The sequence below is a fragment of the Acinetobacter sp. SH20PTE14 genome, from assembly GCF_021391555.1.
Lineage (GTDB): Bacteria > Pseudomonadota > Gammaproteobacteria > Pseudomonadales > Moraxellaceae > Acinetobacter > Acinetobacter amyesii.
This window is the reverse complement of sequence record NZ_CP090067.1, coordinates 1,674,789-1,698,063: the sequence shown is the minus strand read 5'-3', so window position 1 is coordinate 1,698,063 and position 23,275 is coordinate 1,674,789. Positions and strand designations below refer to the sequence as shown.

Genomic DNA, 23,275 nt, shown 5'->3' with positions numbered 1-23,275 from the left:
TCCTGACTGAACTGAACGCATGAATTACTCGGTTATGTCGCTAACACATAACAGAGTCGATCAGAACGGACGTCGTTGGCCGTCTAACAAATTTTTAGAGTCTTCATTGACTCAACAAGTATTAAGCACGAGCCATGCCAAGTTTTTATTTTCGACTTCAATTCATCTTTACATTGCGGCTTTGAACGCCGACTTGTCAGAAATTAAGCGAATTAAGGTGAATAGATAGTCAATGTGCCTATAGAGATGCAGCTAAATGTTCAAGCGTGGTTCAGCCCTGCACAAGATCAGTGCATGGAAATGGTTCAATTTAAAAATGCGCACATAACTATGCTCAAACATAGAAGCAGATTTATATTTTGTATTGCCTTTAGATTTGGCATCTAATTTGCTTAGCAAGCTCAATACGTATCTGTTTGGCTCTGTCTGAGTGTTTGCATGCCAAAACTAAAAATAGCCCTGATTGATGATGATCAAGAACGCGCTGAATTTATTCAAGCCTCATTAATTCAGCATGACTTTGATGTGGTCGCCAGTTTCATGATTAATCATTTAAATATGTCATATCTGCAAAATATTCATGCAGATGTGATTTTATTGGATATGGATCATCCACATCGCGATGTCATTGAAAGCTGTGTCAGCCAATTTGACTTACCGACTGTTCTATTTACTAAAAATTCGAGTCTCGAAATTATCCGAAGCGCGATTGATGCAGGTGTGACGGCTTATATTGTCGATGGCATTGACCCTGCACGTTTGAATAGCATTTTAGAAATTTCAATTGAACAATATAAAAAGCATAAAAAACTGCTGAATGATTTGGCTGAAACCAAGTGCAAATTGGCCGATCGAAAAGATATTGAAAAAGCCAAAGTGCTTTTAATACAAATGCATGGTTTAACCGAAGATCAAGCATTCAATTTGCTGAGAAAAAATGCCATGAGTCACCGTATGACAATGGGTGAAATGGCGCGTCGGCTGCTTGATGCGCAAGCGTTGTTACAGTCTCAATTTAAGGAATAAACCATGCAAAAGCTTGAAAAAACAGATATTCAATTGGGCTATATTCCTTTACTCGACTGTGTTGCTTTGCTCTGGGCAGAACATCAAGGATATTTTGCTGAACAAGGGTTAAATGTCACACTGACTCAAGAACCATCTTGGGCAAGTTTACGCGACCGTCTAGCTTTTGGTTTTTTAGATGCTGCCCATTGCTTATCGGCCATGCTGCCTGCGTCTGTGACAGGTAAAGACCATCTCGGCATTCCCTTACAAACCTCTCTTACACTCAGTACTAATTGTGCTTATATTAGTTTGAGTCAAAAGCTGTGCTATGAATTAAATATCCATGCTTTGGATCTTCCAAAAAATTCAGCAGAGAAAATCGTATCTGCGGTAAAACAGAATCAAACGATTCAGTTGGCGCATGTTTTTCAGCATTCGATTCATCATTATATTCTAAGAGAATGGCTGGCACTTGCAGACACAGAAATTGCTCAAACGCAAACGTTTTCAACTTTACCACCGCCTTATATGGTCGAAGCAATATCAACGCAACGAATTGATGTATTCTGTGTCGGAGAGCCGTGGAATACGCAAGCTGAAATACAAGGCTATAGTCGTATTATCGTCAATAGTCAAGATATTATTGATCATATTCCAGATAAAGTTTTGGCTTTTACCCATGATTGGGCAGAAAAACATCCTAATACCTTAAACGCAATCAATCTTGCCATCCAAAAAGCCCAAAACGATCTGCTTCAACAAACGCATTTTTCTGAAATATTTTCTTTGTTAAAGCAATATCACATCATCCGTTTTGATTGTTCTGAGCAGATTCACGTCGAGGCTTTTCATCGGATCAAAAGAATCATTCAAAATTTTGGTAAGACCCAAGCGCCACAAACTTCAGATTTTGAATGGATGATTCAAAAAATGCAGCAATATGATCAATTGAATATTGAAGATGAAAAGGTTTTTGAAATAGCTCAGTCTTGTATTTATCAGGATGCTTTGGGCTGAAGTGATTGATATTCCATAAGACCCTATCATCTGAATAGTGGATCTTGTGTTACATCGACCATGAAACCTTGACTTAGTTATGCATCTGCATCGATGGCGCGCAGATCGATATTTTCTTCAACAAAGACTTCACGAATGCAATCCAGTATCTTTGGAATGTAATTACTATGATCCATATTGCGTACCGACAAAGAGATTGGACTATAGGCTTCCAAATCTAAGATTGGGATATACATCAAATTTTTCATGCCAATATCACTGGCACTTTCAGGGATCAGAGAAATGCCCTCTCCCGACGCCACCAAGCCCAAAGCCATATGAATTTCACGCACTTCGGTTAAATGTTTAGGTACAAGTCCTAATTCGGTAAAAATGGATTGGATGAGGGTGGAAAAATTCGGTTTAGGTGTCGTAGGGTAGGCAAAAATTGGTTCATCTAAAATTTGAGAAAGATAAATGCCTTTGTCTTTAAATTCAGCCAAATGATGGTTTTTATGAATAGCTAAACGTAGCGCTTCTTTTCTTAATAAAACACGTTTAATAGACGGATCTGTTAATCGAAGTCGTCCAAAACCAATATCAATTCGACCGGTTTTAAGGCTTCAATCTGGTCGCGTGTACCACATTCTATGAGTTCAACATGAATATCTGGGTTGCGTTGTCGAAATAAATAAATAATTTGCGGCAATAATGCGTATAAAAGCGAACTGACATAACCAATGCGGACAGTTTTATCGACGGCATTAATCCGCTGTGCCATGGTTGTGGCCTGGGCGGTATGCGTCAATATCTGCACAGCATGCTCATAAAAAAACATACCTGCTTCTATGGTTTTCACGGGTCTAGAACCACGCTCAAACAACGTAATCCCCAGCTCTTCTTCAAGTTTTTGAATTTGGCGGCTCAAAGGTGGCTGAGCAATACATAATTTTTCTGCTGCCTTGGTAATACTTTGCTCTTCAACCACGGTGACAAAGTAACGTAAGTGCCTTAATTCCATTTATATACCTTTTAAGTATCTAAAAATACCAAAATCGCTCTAGTTAAAGATATTACATTAAATTAGGGTATATAAATAGTTGGATAGATAAGAAATATGCAAGATGTATAAGTCGATTGAAACCCTGCTCGTGGAAATCCCAACAATCCGTCCGCACAAGATGGCTGTTGCAACCATGCAAACGCAAACCCTTGTTTTGATTAAAATCACTACCGAAGATGGTTATATCGGTTGGGGTGAAGCGACGACGATTGGTGGTCTAGGCTATGGTGAAGAAAGCCCTGAAAGCATTCGTACCAATATTGAAACTTATTTTAGTCCTTTACTGAAAACCCTCACTGGTTTGAATGTTGCTCAAACCATGCAAGCCATTAAACGTAATATTAACGGCAATCGCTTTGCTAAATGTGCCATTCAAACGGCGCTACTCGATATTTTGGCGCAGCGTTTAAATCTGCCTTTGAGTGAATTATTGGGCGGTCGTTTACGTGACAGCTTACCTGTTCTTTGGGTACTTGCATCTGGCAATACGGAAAAAGACATTGCCGAAGCACAAAAGATGATTGCGGCAAAACGACACAATATTTTCAAACTTAAAATCGGTTCACGCCCCGTTGAAGCTGATGTTGAGCATGTTTTAGCCATTAAAAAAGCATTAGGTTCAGACATTTCTATACGTGTAGATGTCAACCGTGCATGGTCTGAATTAGATGCCATTAAAGGCATTCAATTGTTACAAGATGGTGGTGTTGACCTGATTGAGCAGCCTTGCGCAATCGATAACATTGACGCGATGCGCCGTTTAACTCGTCGTTTTGATATAGCCATTATGGCAGATGAATCACTGATGGGTCCGCAAACGGCATATCAACTTGCGCGGCACAATTCTGCATCTGTTTTTGCAGTCAAAGTTGCACAGTCTGGCGGTTTAATCGAAGGCTGTGAGGTTTCTAAAATCGCCAAACTTGCGGGTATCGATTTATATGGTGGAACCATGCTTGAAGGCCCTGTGGGCACTATTGCATCGGCACATGCATTTTCAACTTTTGACAATTTAGCTTATGGCACAGAGCTTTTTGGTCCATTGCTGCTAACTGAAGAAATTTTAAAAACCCCACTTCAATATCAAGATTTCGAACTCAAGATTCCGACCACAGCTGGTTTAGGGATTGAAATTGATGAAAACAAAATTGATGACTTACGTCGCAAATAACATTTAGCTAGGAGTGAGAAATGCTTTTCCAAGTACGCATGGATGTCAATATTCCATTAGATATGCCAGTCGAAAAAGCCAATGAAATTAAAGCTGTAGAAAAAGCTTATTCACAAGATCTACAACGTCAAGGCAAATGGCGTCATATCTGGCGCATCACTGGTCAATATTCAAATATCAGTATTTTTGATGTTGAAAGCAATGAAGAGCTACACAACATTTTACAAGGGTTGCCCCTTTACCCGTATATGAATATTGAAGTTATGGCTTTAAATCGTCATCCCTCTTCTGTTCGTAGTGATGATAGCTGATGCGATTGGATTCCAATTGTGTAGCACATGATTTGAGTCCATTGATCTGCATTTTTAAGTTTGTAAATATTTGAAATAAAAGATTATCTGCCTTACATGACTGAAGTGGTTAGTCAGGTAAATAGTTTTATCGTTCTTGATGAAGGATCGTAGCATGATTGATAAAAGTACCGCTTCCTTAACAGAAGCACTTTCTCAAATTAAGGATGGATCTACCATTATGATTGGCGGCTTCGGTACGGCTGGTCAGCCTGCTGAACTGATTGATGGACTGATTGAACTTGGCATCAAAGATCTCATCATCGTCAACAACAATGCAGGTAATGGTGACTATGGATTGGCTAAATTACTCAAAGCTGGTGCTGTCCGTAAGATGATTTGTTCTTTCCCTCGCCAATCCGACTCTTGGGTGTTCGATGAGCTATACCGTGCAGGAAAAATAGAACTTGAGCTTGTACCACAAGGTAATTTGGCTTGCCGTATTCAGGCGGCAGGCATGGGTTTGGGTCCAATTTATACACCAACTGGTTTCGGTACGTTGCTGGCAGAAGGCAAACCTACACTCAATTATGAAGGCAAAGATTTTGTTCTCGAAAATCCAATTAAAGCTGATTTTGCTTTAATCAAAGCACATCAGGGCGACCGCTGGGGCAACTTGGTTTACAACAAATCAGCGCGTAACTTTGGTCCCATTATGGCTATGGCGGCAGATGTGACAATTGCTCAAGTTTCTGAAGTTGTTGAACTTGGTGCATTGGACCCAGAGCACATTATTACCCCTGGTATTTTTGTACAACATGTTGTTACTGTGCAACCTGCACAGCTTGAGCAATCTGCATAAATCACGTGAGGAAAGAACCATGAGCTATACCAAATTAACCCGTGATCAAATTGCTGAACGTGTTGCACAAGATATTCCAAATGGCGCTTATGTCAATTTAGGCATTGGCTTGCCCACTAAAATTTCAAATTATTTACCAACAGACAAAGATGTTTTTCTACATTCAGAAAATGGCCTTTTGGCTTTTGGTCCTCCTCCGGCTAAAGGCGAAGAAGACCCTGAATTAATTAATGCAGGAAAAGAGTTTGTCACTATGCAAACGGGTGGCTGCTTTTTTCATCACGGTGACTCTTTTGCCATGATGCGTGGCGGTCATTTAGATATTGCAGTATTAGGCGCTTTTCAGGTTGCCCAAAATGGTGACTTAGCAAATTGGCATACTGGTGCGCCAGATGCAATTCCTGCTGTAGGTGGTGCAATGGATTTGGCGGTTGGGGCGAAAAAAGTCTTTATTACTACAGACCATGTGACCAAAAAAGGTGAACCGAAAATTGTCGCTGAATTGTCATACCCTGCGACAGGCCTGCAATGTGTCGATCGTATTTACACAGATTTGTGCGTCATTGATGTAACAGTTGAAGGCATGAAAGTGATTGAAAAAGTTGAGGGTCTGAGCTTTGACGAATTACAGTCAATGACCGGTGCAAAGCTGATAGATACGACAGCATAAAGCAAAAAGTCCCTCCTTGATTAAAGGAGGGATTTAGGGAGGATTAATATTCAAAAATTAACTTCCTGTAAATCCCTCCCAACCTCCCGTTAAAAGGGAGGAGCTGAGTTTTTAGGATTTATAAAATGAAAAATGCCTATATTATTGATGCAATCCGTACACCTTTCGGTCGCTATGCGGGCGGTTTAGCAGCAGTACGTACCGACGACCTAGGTGCCTTACCTATTAAGGCACTGATGCAGCGAAATCCAAGTATTGCTTGGGAGTCTGTTGATGACGTGATTTACGGCTGTGCGAACCAAGCCGGTGAAGATAACCGTAATGTTGCACGAATGTCGTCGCTACTCGCAGGTGTCCCTTTTCAAGTTCCTGCTACAACTGTGAACCGACTTTGTGGTTCATCACTTGATGCAATTGCGATGGCAGCCCGTGCAATTAAAGCAAATGAAGCAGACTTAATTATTGCTGGTGGTGTAGAAAGTATGTCCCGTGCGCCCTTTGTTATGGGTAAATCGGAAAGTGCTTATGGACGCAGCCAAAAGATTGAAGACACCACCATGGGCTGGCGTTTTATCAATCCAATACTCAAACAAATGTATGGCGTGGAAACCATGCCTCAAACTGCTGAAAATGTGGCAGAACAATTCAATATTAACCGTGCTGATCAAGATGCTTTTGCCTTAGAAAGTCAGCGCCGTACAGCTGCTGCACAAGCCAATGGTTTTTTTGAGAAAGAAATCATCCCTGTAATCATTCCACAGCGTAAAGGCGACCCACTGATAGTCGATACAGATGAGCATCCACGTGCATCAACGACAGCAGAAGGTTTAGCAAAACTCAAACCTGTGGTGAAAGCAGATGGGACGGTAACTGCGGGCAATGCTTCAGGGATCAATGATGGTGCGGCTGCACTACTGATTGCTTCAGATGATGCTGTTAACAGATTTAAGTTAAAGCCACGAGCCAAAATTATTGCGGCAACGGTAGTGGGTGTTGAACCCAAAATCATGGGTTTTGGTCCTGCGCCTGCCATCAAAAAGCTATTAGCTCAAACAGGTCTAAGCCTTGAACAAATGGATGTGATCGAGCTGAATGAAGCTTTTGCGGCTCAAGCTTTAGCGGTTACCCGTGAACTAGGTTTGGAAGATGGCGCTAAACATGTCAATCCAAACGGTGGCGCTATTGCTTTGGGGCATCCTTTAGGTGCATCTGGAGCCCGTTTAGTTACGACTGCGTTAAATCAACTTGAGGCAATTTCAGGTCAATATGCCCTCTGTTCAATGTGCATTGGTGTCGGTCAAGGCATCGCTTTGATTATTGAACGTGTTTAATCCTCAATAAAAGTCCTCCTTCTGATAGGGGGATTTAGGAGATTTATAAAATTAAGGATTCAAAATATGCCTACATTTATATCCAATGATGCTTTGATTAATTACGCAACTTTTGGTGATACCAACAAACCTGCGATTGTCTTTTCTAATTCTTTAGGCACAAAGTTCAGCATGTGGCAGCCTCAGATAGAGTCGCTGCAGCAGGATTATTTTGTCATTTGTTATGATACACGTGGTCATGGTGCATCTTCTGCCCCTCAAGGGCCTTATAGCCTTGATCAATTGGGTACAGATGTCATCCATTTATTGGATCATTTAAATATTCAACAGGCCACATTTTGTGGAATATCGATGGGTGGTTTAACAGGTCAATGGCTTGCAATACATCATCCTGAACGCTTTAACCATGTCATTGTATGCAATACCGCTGCAAAAATTGGGCAAGAATCAGCTTGGAATGAACGTGCACAGTTAGTCCGTCAACAAGGTCTGAAACCAATTGCAGAAACGGCAGCATCACGATGGTTTACAGAACCCTTTATCCAAAGTAACACGGCAACTGTACAATCTTTGAGTAACGACCTCGGAGCTGGCAGCCCAGAAGGTTATGCAAGTTGTTGTGAAGCTTTGGCTAAAGCGGATTTACGCAATGAAATCTCGTCTATTCACGTACCTGTATTAATTATTGCAGGTCAACAAGACCCCGTAACTACAGTTGCAGATGGTCAATTTATGCAAGAACACATTGCAAATAGCCAATTATTTGAAATTAATGCATCGCATATTTCAAACATTGAACAGCCAGATGCATTTAATCAGGCTTTGCAGAATTTTATACAGCAATAATAAGCAGCTGAACAAATTCAATGTAATGTTATTAAAATAGAGCCTTACCATTGTGCAGGGCTTTATTTCGTTTGAAGACTTATACTCTCGCCAATGGAGGTGGTATCGAGATCTTTCTGTGCAATTAGTAGACTTGAAAAATAGGCATATAAATGCTTATTGCCTGCAGCATTGCGGAAATTAGTTTGTGGATTCCAGAATTTTAAAGTTATAGCTTAAAGAAAAAATATCAAGGCGCAAAAGTATGGACATCTCTTTCATACGAAAAAATAAAGACCGTATTGCAGGCCCAAGCTTTAATGAATAATTATACTTTATCTAGAAAATTAACATTAAAAGCACTCCGTAAATGAATATTGATATTGAAAAAGACCGAAGTATTGGAGTCCTTCGGTCTAAACTTTTAACTCCACTCATTCCTCATAGGTGTTTAAGACCAGATATTGAAGAATAGTTTGAAGAATAATCCCATGAAATTTTAAGCTGCAGGATGATTGAGTTGATCAATGATACCTTGTGCAGCCAATTCATTTAATTCAGCTTCAGTTTTAAATTGGGACAAAATTTCGATTGTGTGCTGCCCTAACTGCGGCGGTGCATGACGGTATTCTACAGGCGTATCAGATAATTTCATCGGTGATCCAATCACTTTAAAATCATGATTTAAAGCATGTGGAATATTCACCACCATTTGACGATGTTGAATTTGCGGTTCATTTAATGCGTCTTCTACAGAGTTGATTACACCCACTGGCACTTTTACCGCATGAATCGCATCAACCCAAACTTGAGCATCTTGTGTCAGAAAATAGGCACTCAATAATGGAATCAATTCTTCACGGTGCTTCACCCGATCTTGATTACGTAAATAGTTTGGTTGATCTAGCAGTTCTTTATAGCCAATCGCAATACACAAATCTTTAAATTGTTTGTCATTACCACAGGCAATAATAAATTCTTTATCTTTAGCTTTAAAGGTTTGATACGGTACAATATTCGGGTGATTATTTCCCATGCGCTTGGGTGCTTTGCCCGAGGTCAAATAGTTCATACCTTGATTGGCCAAAGCCGCCACCTGTACATCGAGTAATGACATATCAATATATTGACCACGTCCAGTATGTTGCCGTGCTAACAATGCCGCCTGAATTGCAATCGTTGAGTACAGTCCGGTCTGAATATCGACCACAGCGACTCCCACCTTTTGTGCGCCACCACCGATTACATCATCAGATTCACCAGTAATACTCATCAAACCGGACATACCTTGAATGATAAAGTCATAGCCTGGTTCTTCCGCACGTGGACCATCCTGACCAAAACCTGTAATTGAGCAATATACGATATTTGGATTTAGCGCACTGAGCGATGCATAATCCAAACCATATTTTGCAAGTGAACCTGCTTTGTAGTTTTCAATCACGACATCTGCCGTCTGGGCAATTTCACGGACTAGGGCTTGCCCTTCTTCACTGGCAATATCAATGGCTACAGAATATTTATTACGGTTCGCACATTGGTAATAGCCTGATTCTCTCGTCGCTTGACCTTGCTGATTTGGCATCCAAGGTGGTCCCCACATACGTGTATCATCACCCACTTTTGGACGCTCAATTTTGATTACGTCTGCACCTAAATCAGCCAATATTTGACCGCACCAAGGACCTGCCAAAACACGGCTTAAGTCTAATACACGAATTCCTTTTAATGCACCCATAGTTCACTCCAGATGTGCCATAGTATTGAGCTATGGCACAGATTTTTTAATTATTTTACTGTCGCAGTTTTTGCAGATGCTTTTTGTTCTGCATCACCAACATGTGTATCTAAATTTGCCAGTTTTTCTTTTTCCGCATCTGAAGAAAGTGAGGCTTGCTGGGGGTCATATTGACGTTCACGAATGAACAAGCCCGGAATAACACCTGCAATAAAGTACGCAGCACCCATTACAATAAAGGCCATAGTGAATGATCCGCCAGCGGCAATCATACCAATGGTTGCTGGTGCTATGGCTGCGCCTAAACGTCCCATATTGTAAGCACCGCCAATAGCCGTACCGCGTACATCCGTAGAGAAACTTTCTGCCATATACGTTGCATTTACACCGTATGGAATACCGTATAGGAAACCGAAAGTTACGAGTAAATAGGCGATGTTGGTTGGTGTGTTATAGAAAATGATGATCGGTAAGAATGCTGCCGTAGCTACCGTACCAAACACAAAGGTAATACGACGTCCGAACTTGTCAGCGGCATAGCCTGCTAAAATTTTACCCAGAATCATGGCGGTATATGCGCCTACCATATAGCCTGTCATGGCTTTAAAGTTCATGCTGAGTTCGGTTTCTAGATACGTTGGCATCCAGTTGTTGACACCGTAGTAACCGAATTGTAGAAATGCAGCGGTCGACATCCAAAAGAAGAACATTTTACGATGATTGGTATGCCCAAAAATACGTTTATAAATACTTTCAGAAGGTGTATTTTGATTGACTGCAGCATGTTGCTGTACAGGTTCAAGTTTTAATTCACGGCGTTTTAGCTGCTCAATTTTTGCTTCCTGCCAAGATTTTGGTTCAGGAACAAAACGCATAAAGATCAGGGCAAAAGCAGCAGGAATAATGGTGACATAAAATAGCATCCGCCAGCCGTGATCTGGAATAATTGCACCCGCCATCAGCGTTGCAACGATATAACCCACGGTTTGACCGGTTTGCAAAGTCCCAAGTACCGTTGTTCGATATTTGGTTGGCACATATTCTGCCATGAGCGTATTACACGCCATGTAAAGAGAACCCAGTCCAAAAGCGCCAATAAAACGTAAAATTAAAAATTGTTCATAGCTTTGGGTAAAGCCTAAAATACAGGTCATGATTGAGAAAAATACTACCGACCAAGCAATAGTTTTCACACGGCCAAATTTATCGCACGCCCATCCACCCGAAATACCACCCAGCGCCATCCCTGCTAAAGAAGAACTACCGAGCATTCCGGCTTGAAATGTACTTAAACCAAATTCAGCCTTTAAACTGGTCAGGCTGAATGACAGCAACATGATGTCTACACCATCAATCACCAAAGAAATAAAGGCAAAAATAAAAGCCATTTTCCAAGTGTTGCTTGTAATACGATGCATCGTGCCCACGTTAGAAGGCAATTTGAGCGTTCCTGCTCCGTTTTGCATTTCGTTATTCATTTCCTTGTTCCTCATTTTCCCAAATGAGTCATCGGCATTCCTATGTCTGCACATTTGCCTTTTTTATTCTTTTTATTTCATCACTGCTCAGGCTATTGCACAGAGTTACAAGAGTGTTTCACGATGAATCCTTTATTGATTAAGTTTATTTTTGCATAAAAAGTCTCTAAGGCACTCTATGTAGAGCACCTTATCGATATATAATTCAATTAGTTACCAAAAGCCGCGATACCTGTTTGCGCACGACCTAAGATCAGTGCATGTACATCATGCGTTCCTTCATACGTGTTGACGACTTCGAGATTGACCAGATGGCGGGCAACACCAAACTCATCAGAAATGCCGTTACCACCCATCATGTCACGCGCAACACGGGCAATATCTAAAGCCTTGCCACAGTTGTTACGTTTAATGAGTGATGTGCCTTCTACAGCAGCAATGCCTTCATCTTTCATACGTCCAAATCGAAGCGCAGCTTGTAAACCCAAGGCAATCTCAGTTTGCATATCTGCCAGTTTCTTTTGAATCAGCTGATTCGCTGCCAATGGTCGGCCAAACTGTTTACGGTCCATAGTATATTGGTGCGCTGTATGCCAGCAGAATTCTGCGGCGCCCATTGCGCCCCAAGCGATACCATAACGAGCACTATTTAGACAGGTAAATGGACCTTTTAAACCACGTACTTCTGGAAAAGCATTCTCTTCAGGGACAAAGACATTGTCCATCACAATTTCACCGGTAATCGATGCACGTAAGCCAACTTTACCGTGAATTGCTGGAGCAGATAGACCTTCCCAGCCTTTTTCTAAAATAAAACCACGAATGTCACCAACATTACCTTCAGGCGATACTTCTTTCGCCCAAACAACAAACACGTCGGCAATTGGGCTGTTGGTAATCCACATTTTTGCACCCGTGAGACGATAGCCACCTTCGACTTTTTTTGCACGAGTAATCATGCTACCTGGGTCAGAGCCATGATCTGGTTCAGTTAAACCAAAACAGCCAATGTATTCGCCTGTTGCCAGCTTTGGTAGGTATTTCTGTTTTTGCGCTTCAGAGCCAAATTCATTAATGGGCACCATCACCAAAGAACTTTGAACGCTAGCCATTGAGCGGTAGCCAGAATCCACATATTCAATTTCACGCGCAACTAGACCGTAGCTAACATAGTTTAGACCTGCGCCGCCGTATTGATCTGGAATCGTTGGGCCAAGTAAGCCAAGTTCGCCCATTTCTCGGAAAATAGATGCATCGGTTTTTTCATGGCGGAATTGTTCGAGTACACGTGGCTGTAAACGCTCTTGACAGTATGCATGCGCAGTATCGCGAATCATGCGTTCTTCTTCAGTTAATTGCTGTTCCAAAAGAAACGGATCTTGCCAGTTAAATTGTACTTTTGGTTTTTTTACATTGACCATTTGATTCATCGCATCCTCTGCTTTTTCGGGCTTTCTTTGTTTTATTCGATGCTATGTGTGAAAAGTGATTCATTCAAACGATTATTTTGCATGTAGATATGCGCCTTTCGCATACCTGAGCTTTGTTCACAGCGTGTTAAGCACTTTAGCCACTGATTTAAGCGATGGATTGCTTTATTTATAGACTATAGTGGTATATGAAAATCATTCTTATATGCCATTTTGTGATACCTCTCGATAAAAAGGACTTTATCTATGCGGCGTAATATTCCATCATTGCAAAGCTTAATTTGCTTTGAATCTGCTGCAAAACACGCAAGTTATACGCATGCTTCTCAAGAGTTATTTATTACTCAAAGTGCTGTGTCACGCCAAATTCAACAGCTAGAAGAATATCTAGGTGTCACGCTATTTAGCCGAACGCGTCACGGTGTCGATCTCACAGAAGCAGGCAAACAATATGCAAAAAGTATTAAACCCTTTTTGCAAGGCATCGAAAAAAGCACCTCTGATATCATGACGCACAAAGGCTTAGGCGGTACTTTAAAGCTGGGCGTTGTGCCAACCTTTGCCACACGTTGGCTGTTGCCAAAATTAAATAATTTAAATGCACAGCATCCTGAAATTACCGTGCATTTGGAAACCAGTACCAAACCTTTTTTGTTTAATGAAAATGTCTTTGACGCAGCTATTTTTGCAGGAACGCAACAGCAAATTGAGCATTGGCCTGGCATTCAAGCGCATTATTTAATGGATGAAGAAGTGGTTCCCGTTTGTTCTCCCAAATTGATTGAAAACAATTTTCCCCATGCGGAAATGACGGATGATCATAGTTTTAATTTAAGTGATGAAGAATTGCTTCGATTACCCTTATTACAGCAAACAACACGTCCAAGTATTTGGCAAGAATGGTTTCAAGCCCATCAAATTCAGCATCCCAAGCCTTTCGATGGGCAGAGGCATGAATTATTTTCTATGCTTTCTGTTGCAGCCAGTCATGGCATGGGAATGGCACTGATTCCACAAATGCTGATCGAAGCAGAACTGAGAAAAAAAGAATTGGTGATTGCATCAAATAAAAAACTGCACGGTAGCAGAAAGTATTATTTGGTCCACTCGAGTCAAGACAGTTCACCGCAAATACAAAAATTTGTCGATTGGGTGCTACAAGAATTGCATCAGCTGAGTTGAAGTAGTCGCTATATTTTGAGTACAGTAAATTCGCTGCATTATTCGTTCAATACATGTAACCGTACCTAATGGACGCATCAATTAAAATATAAGGCTATAATCTATGCAAAAAATTGTGGTGTTTTCAGGTGCCGGCATGAGCGCAGAAAGCGGCATCAATACCTTCCGTGACAGTAATGGTCTTTGGGAGCAGCATCGCATTGAAGATGTGGCCACACCTGAAGCTTGGGCACGTGACCCTGCTTTAGTACAGCGTTTTTATAATGAACGCCGTAAACATATTTTAGCCGCAGAGCCAAATACAGCTCATAGATTGATTGCTGAACTCGATGATTTTTTTGATGTACAAGTCATCACACAAAATATTGATGATCTACATGAACGTGCAGGCACTCACAATGTACTGCATCTGCATGGCAATATTCGTTACGCTAAAAGCTCTGGCCCTCAGGCGCAATATACGCAGGAAATTTTCCCTATTGAAGGTGCAGATTTAAACTTAGAGACCGACAAATGCCCTGAAGGATATCCTTTACGGCCACATGTAGTCTGGTTTGGCGAAGCAGTTCCTGCCTATGAAGATGCCAGTTTAAGTGTACAAACGGCAGATATTTTTATTGTGATTGGCACGAGTCTGGCTGTCTATCCTGTGGCTGGATTGATTCACGAAATCCCTGCCAACTGCCGTGCATTTTATATCGACCCGAAAGCAGATTATCAGCGTGTACCTGAGCAGTATCAATTGATTAAAGCTGGCGCGAGTGAAGGAATGAAAAAACTTTTTTTGCAATTGGTTGCGCCATAAAAGCACATTTTGGCATCAGTATCGATCAAAAAAACTAATATTGCCTGCTTCTTTTGCAGGCTTTTTGCTGTTTATAGCCTATCTAACTTTGCATAAGGTCAATAAAACACGGCATACAAGCGTTTGGCATTCAAATTGCTTAATAGTATTACGTTTTATTAAAAAAGTAATATTGGGGCTTGGTCAGTATGGGTTATGTCGCAAGAGAGCTCAGTCTAAAAAGTAAGCTATTGCTTGGCTTAGGATCATTTTTAATTCCTGTGCTCATTTGGTGTGCAGTGAGTTATTTGCCATTTTTATGGCATCCACAGGTGCAAATAACGCAGTCTGGCAGTGTACCGTATTTTCAGGTCGATAGCCGTGTAGACAAAGCGGTGTTTTATGCCGAAGCACAATCTGCAGTGAATGCAGGTTTAGCACCACCTCAAGGTAAACTGGTCAATCCAATCTATTTACCTGCACCGCACGAAGTAGCAAAAGCATTAGTTACGGCTTTTATAACTCCACCTGCCCAACCTGATGCCCCATGGTTTCATCAAAGCTTATGGCACAGTATTAAAATTGTGTTCAGCGCTTTTTTTATTGCCTCTCTCATCGGTATTCCGCTCGGGATTCTTTGCGGTTTTTCTCAAAAAATATCACAACTGACCGAACCCTTTGTTGAGTTTTTCCGCTACTTGCCCGCTCCTGCTTTTGGTGCATTAGCCGTTGCGATTTTAGGCATTAATGATGCACCTAAAATCGCCATTATTGTGATTGGTACGCTGTTTCAGCAAATTCTGATTATTGCGAATACCACACGGATGGTTGACCGAGGCCTGATCGAAGCAGGTTTTACGCTGGGCACCAATAAAATGAAAAGCTTATTTCATGTGGTGATTCCAGCGGCGCTTCCCGACATTTACCGCGACTTACGTGTATTGCTGGGCTGGGCTTGGACTTATCTGATCGTATCTGAACTGATTGGCACAACCTCTGGGATTACGTGGTTTATTACCCAACAAGCGCGTTACCAAAACTTTGACAATGTTTATGCCGCGATCCTCATCATTGGGGTGATTGGTTTGGTATGCGATGTGGTGCTAATGAAACTCGGTCAACGTCTATTTAAATGGAAAGCAGGAGCAAAATAATGAACAGCACAGAATTTAATGCCAGCACTTATTTCGATGCAATTTATGCACGCCCTGTCATTTTAGAAGCAAAAAAACTTACACAAAGTTTTAAGTACGGCAAAACTGAACGCACTATTTTAAATCAGTTGGATTTAAAGATTCATAAACGTGAATTTATCTGCGTGATTGGCCCATCGGGTTGCGGTAAATCGACCTTTAGCCGAATTGTGGCTGGGCTTGATCCTTACAGTAGCGGTGAATTGCTGGTCGATGGCCAAGCGATTGAAGGCCCAAGCCCCGAGCGTGGCATGGTGTTTCAAGGCTACACGCTTTTTCCATGGAAAACAGTCAAAGAAAATGTGATGTTCGGCCCTTTAATGAAAGGTGCCAGCAATGCTTCGGCTGAATCCAGCGCCCGCGAATGGATTGATATTATTGGTCTAGAAAAATACCAAGATCAGTACCCGCATGAGCTTTCTGGTGGTATGAAACAGCGTGTTGCGATTGCCCGAGCATTGGTCAATGAACCCAAAATTTTATTGATGGATGAGCCGTTTGGCGCGCTTGACCCGCATACCCGTCAAAAAATGCAAAAACATTTAATGGATCTTTGGCAAAACATTGATATCACCATCATTTTTGTGACCCACGACATGGATGAAGCCATTTTATTGGCGGATCGTATTGTGGCGCTCAAAGCCAATCCTGGTGAAATTAAAGAAATTATTGAGGTCGATTTACCCCGTCCTCGTAATCCTGAACTCATGCTGAGTCCTGAATTTAAACAACTGCGCGAACGGGTGGATTTCTTGGTACATGCGCAGGAAGACGAGCTCGACCCAGCGATGGAAAACCTACCGAAAATTCCACGTATGACTCAAGTCAGTACGCAAAAATAACTGGATTAATCCCTCTTCATCTTTAGGACGGCCTAAATGATGTACTACAGCGTTGGACGGCCAACATTATAGGAATTGAAGATGAATGAATCTTATGTTTTGCCACTTGTTGATATATCGAAAATGCAAAGTACGATACTGTCAGAACGCTTAGAAGTAGCAACCGCTTTGGATCAAGCCTGTAAAGATGTTGGTTTTCTTTATTTAAAAGGTGATCAGTTCAATTTTGATTTTGCGACATCACTGATTCAGGTGGCAAAGCGCTATTTCCAACAAGATACTGCCAGTAAAATGCAACACTATATTGGGCTGTCGAAAAATCACAGTGGCTATGTGCCGATTGGTGAAGAACAATTTGCAGGCAACAGCTACGACTTAAAAGAAGCCTATGACGTTAATTATGATTACCACGGCGAAGCGACAGCATTTCCTTTGCTTGGCCCTACGTTATGGCCAGATGATGCCACATTTAAAAGTACGGTCAGTGATTATTACCACCATTTACGCAGTATCAGCGAGCAGATTTTTCAGGCCTTTGCTTTAGCATTGAATGTAGATGAGCATTTTTTTGATTGTAAAATTACCCATCCAACCAGCCAACTGCGTCTAATCCATTATCCCTATAACCCTGAAGTAAAAGATGCTGAAGGTATTGGCGCACATACAGACTATGAATGTTTTACACTGCTCTTGCCGACGGCACCGGGTTTACAGGTACTCAATAAACAAGGTGAATGGATGGATATTCCATTGATTGAAAATACCTTGGTGATGAATATTGGCGACATGATGGAAATTTTGTCGAATGGCAAATATTTGGCCACCAAACACCGTGTTAAAAAAGTCTCTGAAGAACGCTACTCTTTCCCCTTATTCTGCGCCTGCAATTACGACACGATCATTGAGCCAGTACATTCAACTGAAGCGCCAAAATATCAGCCCTTAATTGGTGGTGAACATTTATTTAATCAAACCGCGCAAACCTTTAGTTATCTTAAAAAACGTATCGCTTCAGGAGAGCTGAGTCTAAGAAATGCTGTGCCTTTGTCCTCATTTGGTATGGATGAAAATACAGAAGTACAAGGAGCAAACGCATGAATTTATTTCAGGCTTTAGCACAGCTTCCAGCCAGCCAAGAGATTTCAGCTCCTATTCCAGACTATTTGTATGGTGCATTTCGTCGTAAAAGTATCAGTTTTTCAAATGGTTTAACGGATGAAAAAACCATTGTTTATTGGTTTCAATCACGTACTTTCACCATCGATCTACGTTTAAAAAGCCAAGAAAATACGCCAGTGAATGAGCGTCAAGGCTGGATTGGCAACACTCTTTGGGATGCTAAACAACAATTATTGTCTTGGGACGTTAAAGCACACTCAAATTATCAAAATCATGTGCAATGGCCAGAACCTGCAAAACTGCATGCGATTGGCAACTGTATTTTAGAATTCTCTCCAAGCAATGCCTATGTTGAAGACTGGCGTCAACAAGTTCATGAAGGGCTATTTTTAGGCCTGCGGTTGCAGTCAGCCCTCGATGTAGAAAGTCATCAACCCTTGCCGATGGATGGCGGTTTAATTATTTGTGATAAGTATGTGGCCTTTGCACTGAGCCGTTTACCTACAGATCAGCAAACAATTGCCAACATCGATATACCATCTGCACCTGCTGGGTATCAAGCGCTGATTGAAAGCTTTGAAGTATCCATCGCTATAGATGGTCTGCATAAATACTATACAACGACCTCATCTCAACAAGATCAATCACTTAATTTTGATCATTTTGAATTTATTGATGAAACACATTTGATGCAAAACGTCATTATTAATGGTCAAGCAGTACAGCTGATGTACGAGGTGGATATTTATGTTCCACATTATGCATTTCAGCGTCGCACTGATACCACGACAGAAAGTGCAGATTGGTTGCAAAATGAAAAACAGCATCTCTTACATCATGCAGTAGAATGCCTATAGGAAATCAATGTCGTTTATTTATTTGCTTATTGCAATCATTGCCGAAGTGATTGCTACATCCGCCTTAAAAGCCAGTAATGGCTTTATTGAACTTGTGCCGATTATTTTTACCGTATTGGGCTATGCCATTGCGCTCTTCTTTTTAGGTTTGACCTTTAAATCGATTCCTATGGGATTGGCCTACGCCATGTGGTCCGCTGCAGGCATTGTGCTTATTTCATGCGTGGGCTGGATTGTGTTTAAACAAAATTTAGACCTGCCTGCCATAATTGGTTTGGCCTTTATTTTATTGGGCATTGTGATTATTAATGTTTTTTCTAAAAGCACAGAGCTTTGAAATGTCAGTTTTAAAATGAAGTTTTTAAATAATATCTCTGAAATTTTAAAGACTTAAATTGCTATAGATAAAAATGCTCTAGCTTGCTGTTGCACACTAGAGCATACGTTTCGAATGAAGCAACTGTGATCAGTCTGCTACTATAAAATGCCTTTCACTAGAAAAAAGCATCCAACAATACATAACAGCACAGCAAAACATTTTTTCAGTACTGCTGGTGAAAGCGCATGCGCAGTTTTCGCGCCATATTTAGCCGTAAAGAAACTCATCACACTAATGCCCAAAAAGGCATAGATATGAATAAAGCCAATGGTATTTGGAATTTCAACATGCTGCTGCATGCCGAAGAACATAAAACCTAATGCACCAGCAATGGCAATAGGTAAACCGCAAGCGGCAGACGTCCCGACCGCTTTTTGCATCACCACGCCATTTGCCGTTAAATACGGCACCGTAATACTGCCGCCGCCAATCCCGAAGATGGCCGATGCAACGCCGATACCCGAACCTGCTGCAATTTGCTTGCCTGTAGATGGCAGTGTTTTGTTGGGATCGACTGGCTTTTTTGCTCCCATAAACATGGTATAAGCCACCCAAAGTAAAAACACGCCGACAATCATTTGCAGATGTAAACCTGACAGCCAGCCTGCAATCCCTGCGCCTGCAAAACAGCCAATCGCCATAGACGGAGCTAAATTTTTAAATACAGGCCAAATCACAGCACCATTTTTATTGTGCGCCATCAAGGAGCTGATCGATGTCACAACAATCGTAGCCAAAGATGTGCCGAGCGCCAAATGCATAATCACATCGGGACTATAGCCCATTTGGCTAAAAACAATATAGAGCAAAGGCACAATGATAGTACCGCCGCCAACGCCAAACAGCCCTGCAGCAAAACCAGCAAATGCGCCAATAATTAAGAAAGTAATGAGTTCCACGAAATAGATACTTTTAAAAAGATGTATTGAAGAAGTCTGACTGGTTTAAGCCAACTCCACTTGACCTACAGCATGATAAGCACGGTTGAAATACACCAAACTCTCTTCCTGCTGACTTTGCTTGATTGCGACCACACGGCACATAAACACACTGTGCGTACCCACTTCTTGAATCTGTTCAATCTGACAGTCAAAACTGACCAAAGCATCTTTGAGTATTGGTGAACCTGTTTCTAATGCAGTCCAAGTACCCAATTTAAAACGCTCTTCCGAATTGAATTTGCTTGAAGCAAAGGCATTGGAAATTTGCTCATGCTGTGCGCCCAAAACATTGACAGACAGAACTTTATTTTCAAGAAAATGCGCATGAGAACGAGATGATTGATTCATACAAACCAGCAAAGTTGGCGGTGTATCTGTCACACTACATACTGCTGATGCTGTAAATCCATGCATGCCTGCTTCACCCTCAGTCGTAATCACGTTGACTGCAGTCGTCAATAAAGACATTGCATTTCTAAAATCAGTTGCTTCAATCATCTCTTCAATCTCAATGGTCTATATGGCTTATCTCTTTCTCAGGTTTGGGCAATAGCAAATTTAATTTCCTTATTGCCCTTACATGAAACCGAGTCAGCTCGAATTTATGCGGTCAATTCTTGACGAATAATGGCAGCGCCTGCGCTTAACGCATTTAGTTTGCCTTGCGCCACTTGGCGAGGTAAAGGCGCCATACCGCAGTTTGTTGAAGGATATAGCTTGTCGGCATCTACAAACTGAAGCGCTTTGCGTAATGTATTTGCTACTTCTTCTGCTGTTTCAACCTGATTGGTTGCTACATCAATGGCGCCAACCATCACTTTTTTACCGCGGATGAGTTCGATTAAATCCATCGGTACACGAGAGTTTTGGCATTCAAGCGAGATGATATCCAGCTTCGATTGCTGCAATTTCGGGAATGATTCTTCGTATTGGCGCCATTCATTACCTAAAGTTTGTTTCCAATCAGTATTGGCTTTAATACCGTAACCATAGCAAATGTGAACTGCTGTTTCGCATTTCAAACCTTCAAGCGCGCGCTCTAAGGTCGCAATACCCCAGTCATTGACTTCATCAAAAAATACGTTAAATGCAGGCTCATCAAATTGAATGATGTCCACGCCTGCCGCTTCAAGCTCTAGCGCTTCTTGATTCAAGATTTTAGCAAATTCCCAAGCCAATTTTTCACGGCTTTTGTAGTGACCATCATACAAGGTATCAATCATCGTCATTGGGCCAGGCAGTGCCCATTTGATCGGCTGATTGGTTTGGCTACGTAGGAATTTTGCATCATCCACAAACACTGCTTTCTTACGAGATACTTCACCCACAACTGACGGTACACTTGCATCATAACGATTACGAATACGCATCGTTTCACGCTTTTCGAAATCTACCCCTTCAAGATGTTCAATAAATGTGGTTACAAAATGCTGACGGGTTTGTTCACCATCGCTGACAATATCAATGCCTGCATGGATTTGTTCATGCAAAGATAATTTCAACGCATCACGTTTTGCATCTAATAATTCTTCGCCTTCAAGTTTCCATGCTGACCACAATTTTTCAGGTTCAGCCAGCCAAGATGGTTTAGGTAAGCTGCCAGCAGTTGAAGTTGGGAGTAAAATGGCCATATTCGATCTTCTATCTCTATATTCTAAATTTTGCAAAAACCAAAAAGTTATCAATTGATTATTAAATTCATATTGAAAGTCCCTTCTCCCTATGGGATGAGGAGCATGCTCCGCAAGAGGATGAGGGAATATTTCATATAAATCCTCTCCCTAACCCTCTCCTTAAAAGGAGAGGGAAATTTCTTTACGAAATAAATATTGATCACAAATTAACTGATGCATGAAACATATTCTTTAAAACAGGTGCTTTAAATCACAAGTGATTTAAAATTAAGCTGCGGCTGCATTTTCAATACTAAAATTAGCAGCCCACTCATTCAGAATGTCTTTATATGGCTGGATAAAGTTCTCTTCCGTCCATTTGCCCTGTTTAACCGCCAACTGACCACGTTCAACACGGTCATACACAATACGGGTTAATGAGTAATCGCCAAAGCTTAAGCTTGGTTGATACACTAAACCTGCTGCCGCATTGGTATTGTAAATTTCAGGACGGTAGATTTTTTGGAAGCTTTCCATGGTGCTGATCGCGCTGATCAGTTCGAAATCTGTATAGTCGCTGAGCAAGTTATTTGCTGAATAAAATGCCAATGGCGCAGTCGCATTTTCAGGTTTGAAGTAACGAACGCTTAAGCCCATTTTTGCAAAATAGTCATCTGTACGGGAGTGATCATCATTGGTGTATTCCACACCTAAGATCGGATGCACATTTGCAGTACGGTAATAGGTTTTTGTCGTTGAAACACTTAAACAGATGACAGGTTGTTTCTTAAATTCAGCTTTAAATACCTCTGAATTGATCAAGTGTTGATATAGCTTTCCATGTAAATCACCAAAATCTTCAGGTTTTTCATTGAACTTACAGCCGAGTGCTGGTAATACCACGCTGAAGTCATAGTCACGTACATACGATGAAAAACTGTTGCCGATCATGCCTTCAATGCGTTCATTGGTTTTATGGTCGATGATGGTGCTCTTTAAAGTTTCAATAAATGGGAAAGTTTGACCATTGCCTTCCACATCGAGTTCAGCCGAAATGATGTCAATTTCAAGTGAATAACGATCTGCATTTGGGTTGTCACAAGTAGCTAAACTATTGAAACGGTTATTAATCATTGCCAAAGTACGGCGCAGATTCTCTTCACGGTGTTCACCACGTGCCAAATTGGCAAAGTTCGTTGTTAAACGTGTATTGTCAGCTGGTTTATAGTTTTCATCAAAGCGGATACGTTTGATTGAACATGCAAATTTATGACTCATGGAGATTCACTACCCTAAAATTAAAAATAATCAAAATTTCTGTATGGAGTAATTTATACGTGAAACTTAAGATGAATAAAAATGATTTAACCTCAACTCAAAGTGAGATAAATTCATGTTTAAAATTTAAATACAATGAATTTTCTTCAACTATGCATCATTCAACTGGCGATAAAAAAACTGCCACTCAGGTAGTATTTAAATTTTATTTAATATAAATAAAGG

At 41.1% G+C, this 23,275-nt stretch carries 22 protein-coding genes and 1 pseudogene; 15 read left to right on the top strand and 8 right to left on the bottom strand.

Annotated features, from left to right (window positions below):
* Positions 1 to 438 precede the first annotated feature (438 nt).
* The gene (locus LXF01_RS08475; RefSeq protein ID WP_180023669.1) at positions 439 to 1,026 is read left to right on the top strand and encodes an ANTAR domain-containing response regulator; all 588 of its coding nucleotides are present in this window, start codon (positions 439 to 441) and stop codon (positions 1,024 to 1,026) included.
* Between the two features lie 3 nt (positions 1,027 to 1,029).
* Positions 1,030 to 2,025, top strand: a complete 996-nt coding sequence (locus tag LXF01_RS08470; protein WP_180023668.1) for an ABC transporter substrate-binding protein — start codon at positions 1,030 to 1,032, stop codon at positions 2,023 to 2,025.
* 77 nt (positions 2,026 to 2,102) lie between these two features.
* Here LXF01_RS08470 and catM read toward each other — a convergent pair.
* Positions 2,103 to 3,025 (bottom strand): annotated as a pseudogene (gene catM / locus LXF01_RS08465) (cis,cis-muconate-binding transcription regulator CatM).
* A gap of 103 nt (positions 3,026 to 3,128) precedes the next feature.
* On the opposite strand from catM, the gene LXF01_RS08460 reads away from it, so the two are divergent.
* From LXF01_RS08460 to pcaD, 6 genes are all read left to right on the top strand, one after another.
* Entirely contained in the window at positions 3,129 to 4,238 is a 1,110-nt protein-coding gene (locus LXF01_RS08460; protein WP_233943886.1) for a muconate/chloromuconate family cycloisomerase, read from the top strand.
* 20 nt (positions 4,239 to 4,258) lie between these two features.
* Positions 4,259 to 4,549: a muconolactone Delta-isomerase gene (gene catC, locus LXF01_RS08455; RefSeq protein ID WP_078190886.1), complete on the top strand. Its 291-nt coding sequence runs from the start codon at positions 4,259 to 4,261 to the stop codon at positions 4,547 to 4,549.
* Positions 4,550 to 4,703: 154 nt separating this feature from the next.
* Positions 4,704 to 5,390 (top strand): 3-oxoacid CoA-transferase subunit A, encoded by a 687-nt coding sequence (locus LXF01_RS08450; protein WP_233943882.1) that lies wholly within the window; start codon positions 4,704 to 4,706, stop codon positions 5,388 to 5,390.
* Between the two features lie 19 nt (positions 5,391 to 5,409).
* Positions 5,410 to 6,060, top strand: coding sequence for a 3-oxoacid CoA-transferase subunit B (locus LXF01_RS08445; RefSeq protein WP_233945400.1), 651 nt, complete (start codon positions 5,410 to 5,412; stop codon positions 6,058 to 6,060).
* Positions 6,061 to 6,185: 125 nt separating this feature from the next.
* On the top strand, positions 6,186 to 7,391 hold the full coding sequence (gene pcaF / locus LXF01_RS08440) for a 3-oxoadipyl-CoA thiolase (protein ID WP_180115621.1): 1,206 nt from the start codon (positions 6,186 to 6,188) through the stop codon (positions 7,389 to 7,391).
* A 66-nt stretch (positions 7,392 to 7,457) separates the two neighbouring features.
* Positions 7,458 to 8,237 (top strand): 3-oxoadipate enol-lactonase, encoded by a 780-nt coding sequence (gene pcaD / locus LXF01_RS08435; RefSeq protein ID WP_180115620.1) that lies wholly within the window; start codon positions 7,458 to 7,460, stop codon positions 8,235 to 8,237.
* 478 nt (positions 8,238 to 8,715) lie between these two features.
* On the opposite strand, the gene LXF01_RS08430 is transcribed toward pcaD, so the two are convergent.
* The 3 genes from LXF01_RS08430 to LXF01_RS08420 all read right to left on the bottom strand — a co-directional run bounded on the left by LXF01_RS08430 (position 8,716) and on the right by LXF01_RS08420 (position 12,862).
* Positions 8,716 to 9,954 (bottom strand): CaiB/BaiF CoA transferase family protein, encoded by a 1,239-nt coding sequence (locus tag LXF01_RS08430; protein ID WP_233945399.1) that lies wholly within the window; start codon positions 9,952 to 9,954, stop codon positions 8,716 to 8,718.
* A 50-nt stretch (positions 9,955 to 10,004) separates the two neighbouring features.
* Positions 10,005 to 11,432, bottom strand: a complete 1,428-nt coding sequence (locus tag LXF01_RS08425; RefSeq protein ID WP_233945398.1) for an MFS transporter — start codon at positions 11,430 to 11,432, stop codon at positions 10,005 to 10,007.
* Positions 11,433 to 11,641: 209 nt separating this feature from the next.
* The gene (locus LXF01_RS08420) at positions 11,642 to 12,862 is read right to left on the bottom strand and encodes an acyl-CoA dehydrogenase (RefSeq protein WP_233945397.1); all 1,221 of its coding nucleotides are present in this window, start codon (positions 12,860 to 12,862) and stop codon (positions 11,642 to 11,644) included.
* 246 nt (positions 12,863 to 13,108) lie between these two features.
* Between LXF01_RS08420 and LXF01_RS08415 the strand changes: the two genes are divergently transcribed.
* From LXF01_RS08415 to LXF01_RS08385, 7 genes are all read left to right on the top strand, one after another.
* Entirely contained in the window at positions 13,109 to 14,044 is a 936-nt protein-coding gene (locus LXF01_RS08415) for a LysR substrate-binding domain-containing protein (RefSeq protein WP_233945396.1), read from the top strand.
* A 103-nt stretch (positions 14,045 to 14,147) separates the two neighbouring features.
* Positions 14,148 to 14,849 (top strand): SIR2 family NAD-dependent protein deacylase, encoded by a 702-nt coding sequence (locus LXF01_RS08410; protein WP_233945395.1) that lies wholly within the window; start codon positions 14,148 to 14,150, stop codon positions 14,847 to 14,849.
* 188 nt (positions 14,850 to 15,037) lie between these two features.
* Positions 15,038 to 15,982 (top strand): ABC transporter permease, encoded by a 945-nt coding sequence (locus tag LXF01_RS08405; RefSeq protein ID WP_233945394.1) that lies wholly within the window; start codon positions 15,038 to 15,040, stop codon positions 15,980 to 15,982.
* The gene (locus tag LXF01_RS08400; RefSeq protein WP_233945393.1) at positions 15,982 to 16,863 is read left to right on the top strand and encodes an ABC transporter ATP-binding protein; all 882 of its coding nucleotides are present in this window, start codon (positions 15,982 to 15,984) and stop codon (positions 16,861 to 16,863) included. Before LXF01_RS08405 ends, LXF01_RS08400 begins: the two co-directional genes overlap by 1 nt.
* Before the next feature lie 81 nt (positions 16,864 to 16,944).
* Positions 16,945 to 17,961, top strand: a complete 1,017-nt coding sequence (locus tag LXF01_RS08395; protein WP_233945392.1) for an isopenicillin N synthase family dioxygenase — start codon at positions 16,945 to 16,947, stop codon at positions 17,959 to 17,961.
* A complete protein-coding gene (locus LXF01_RS08390; protein WP_233945391.1) occupies positions 17,958 to 18,839 on the top strand; it encodes a hypothetical protein in 882 nt (293 codons plus the stop codon). Before LXF01_RS08395 ends, LXF01_RS08390 begins: the two co-directional genes overlap by 4 nt.
* 7 nt (positions 18,840 to 18,846) lie before the next feature.
* On the top strand, positions 18,847 to 19,176 hold the full coding sequence (locus LXF01_RS08385) for a DMT family transporter (RefSeq protein ID WP_233945390.1): 330 nt from the start codon (positions 18,847 to 18,849) through the stop codon (positions 19,174 to 19,176).
* Between the two features lie 140 nt (positions 19,177 to 19,316).
* Here the strand turns inward: LXF01_RS08385 and LXF01_RS08380 are convergent, their stop codons facing one another.
* The 4 genes from LXF01_RS08380 to LXF01_RS08365 all read right to left on the bottom strand — a co-directional run bounded on the left by LXF01_RS08380 (position 19,317) and on the right by LXF01_RS08365 (position 23,050).
* The gene (locus tag LXF01_RS08380) at positions 19,317 to 20,117 is read right to left on the bottom strand and encodes a sulfite exporter TauE/SafE family protein (protein WP_233945389.1); all 801 of its coding nucleotides are present in this window, start codon (positions 20,115 to 20,117) and stop codon (positions 19,317 to 19,319) included.
* 45 nt (positions 20,118 to 20,162) lie between these two features.
* On the bottom strand, positions 20,163 to 20,657 hold the full coding sequence (locus LXF01_RS08375; protein WP_180005612.1) for a flavin reductase: 495 nt from the start codon (positions 20,655 to 20,657) through the stop codon (positions 20,163 to 20,165).
* 104 nt (positions 20,658 to 20,761) lie between these two features.
* Positions 20,762 to 21,790 (bottom strand): methionine synthase, encoded by a 1,029-nt coding sequence (locus LXF01_RS08370; RefSeq protein WP_078193780.1) that lies wholly within the window; start codon positions 21,788 to 21,790, stop codon positions 20,762 to 20,764.
* 270 nt (positions 21,791 to 22,060) lie between these two features.
* Positions 22,061 to 23,050: a putative oxygenase MesX gene (locus LXF01_RS08365; RefSeq protein WP_233945388.1), complete on the bottom strand. Its 990-nt coding sequence runs from the start codon at positions 23,048 to 23,050 to the stop codon at positions 22,061 to 22,063.
* Between the last annotated feature and the right edge of the window lie 225 nt (positions 23,051 to 23,275).

What these genes read in the sequence shown, in the direction of transcription:
- LXF01_RS08475 (WP_180023669.1), top strand. Translation starts at nt 439, where the DNA reads ATGCCAAAACTAAAAATAGCCCTGATTGATGATGATCAAGAACGCGCT.
- LXF01_RS08470 (WP_180023668.1), top strand. Translation starts at nt 1,030, where the DNA reads ATGCAAAAGCTTGAAAAAACAGATATTCAATTGGGCTATATTCCTTTA.
- LXF01_RS08460 (WP_233943886.1), top strand. Translation starts at nt 3,129, where the DNA reads ATGTATAAGTCGATTGAAACCCTGCTCGTGGAAATCCCAACAATCCGT.
- catC (WP_078190886.1), top strand. Translation starts at nt 4,259, where the DNA reads ATGCTTTTCCAAGTACGCATGGATGTCAATATTCCATTAGATATGCCA.
- LXF01_RS08450 (WP_233943882.1), top strand. Translation starts at nt 4,704, where the DNA reads ATGATTGATAAAAGTACCGCTTCCTTAACAGAAGCACTTTCTCAAATT.
- LXF01_RS08445 (WP_233945400.1), top strand. Translation starts at nt 5,410, where the DNA reads ATGAGCTATACCAAATTAACCCGTGATCAAATTGCTGAACGTGTTGCA.
- pcaF (WP_180115621.1), top strand. Translation starts at nt 6,186, where the DNA reads ATGAAAAATGCCTATATTATTGATGCAATCCGTACACCTTTCGGTCGC.
- pcaD (WP_180115620.1), top strand. Translation starts at nt 7,458, where the DNA reads ATGCCTACATTTATATCCAATGATGCTTTGATTAATTACGCAACTTTT.
- LXF01_RS08430 (WP_233945399.1), bottom strand. Translation starts at nt 9,954, where the DNA reads ATGGGTGCATTAAAAGGAATTCGTGTATTAGACTTAAGCCGTGTTTTG.
- LXF01_RS08425 (WP_233945398.1), bottom strand. Translation starts at nt 11,432, where the DNA reads ATGAATAACGAAATGCAAAACGGAGCAGGAACGCTCAAATTGCCTTCT.
- LXF01_RS08420 (WP_233945397.1), bottom strand. Translation starts at nt 12,862, where the DNA reads ATGAATCAAATGGTCAATGTAAAAAAACCAAAAGTACAATTTAACTGG.
- LXF01_RS08415 (WP_233945396.1), top strand. Translation starts at nt 13,109, where the DNA reads ATGCGGCGTAATATTCCATCATTGCAAAGCTTAATTTGCTTTGAATCT.
- LXF01_RS08410 (WP_233945395.1), top strand. Translation starts at nt 14,148, where the DNA reads ATGCAAAAAATTGTGGTGTTTTCAGGTGCCGGCATGAGCGCAGAAAGC.
- LXF01_RS08405 (WP_233945394.1), top strand. Translation starts at nt 15,038, where the DNA reads ATGGGTTATGTCGCAAGAGAGCTCAGTCTAAAAAGTAAGCTATTGCTT.
- LXF01_RS08400 (WP_233945393.1), top strand. Translation starts at nt 15,982, where the DNA reads ATGAACAGCACAGAATTTAATGCCAGCACTTATTTCGATGCAATTTAT.
- LXF01_RS08395 (WP_233945392.1), top strand. Translation starts at nt 16,945, where the DNA reads ATGAATGAATCTTATGTTTTGCCACTTGTTGATATATCGAAAATGCAA.
- LXF01_RS08390 (WP_233945391.1), top strand. Translation starts at nt 17,958, where the DNA reads ATGAATTTATTTCAGGCTTTAGCACAGCTTCCAGCCAGCCAAGAGATT.
- LXF01_RS08385 (WP_233945390.1), top strand. Translation starts at nt 18,847, where the DNA reads ATGTCGTTTATTTATTTGCTTATTGCAATCATTGCCGAAGTGATTGCT.
- LXF01_RS08375 (WP_180005612.1), bottom strand. Translation starts at nt 20,657, where the DNA reads ATGATTGAAGCAACTGATTTTAGAAATGCAATGTCTTTATTGACGACT.
- LXF01_RS08370 (WP_078193780.1), bottom strand. Translation starts at nt 21,790, where the DNA reads ATGGCCATTTTACTCCCAACTTCAACTGCTGGCAGCTTACCTAAACCA.
- LXF01_RS08365 (WP_233945388.1), bottom strand. Translation starts at nt 23,050, where the DNA reads ATGAGTCATAAATTTGCATGTTCAATCAAACGTATCCGCTTTGATGAA.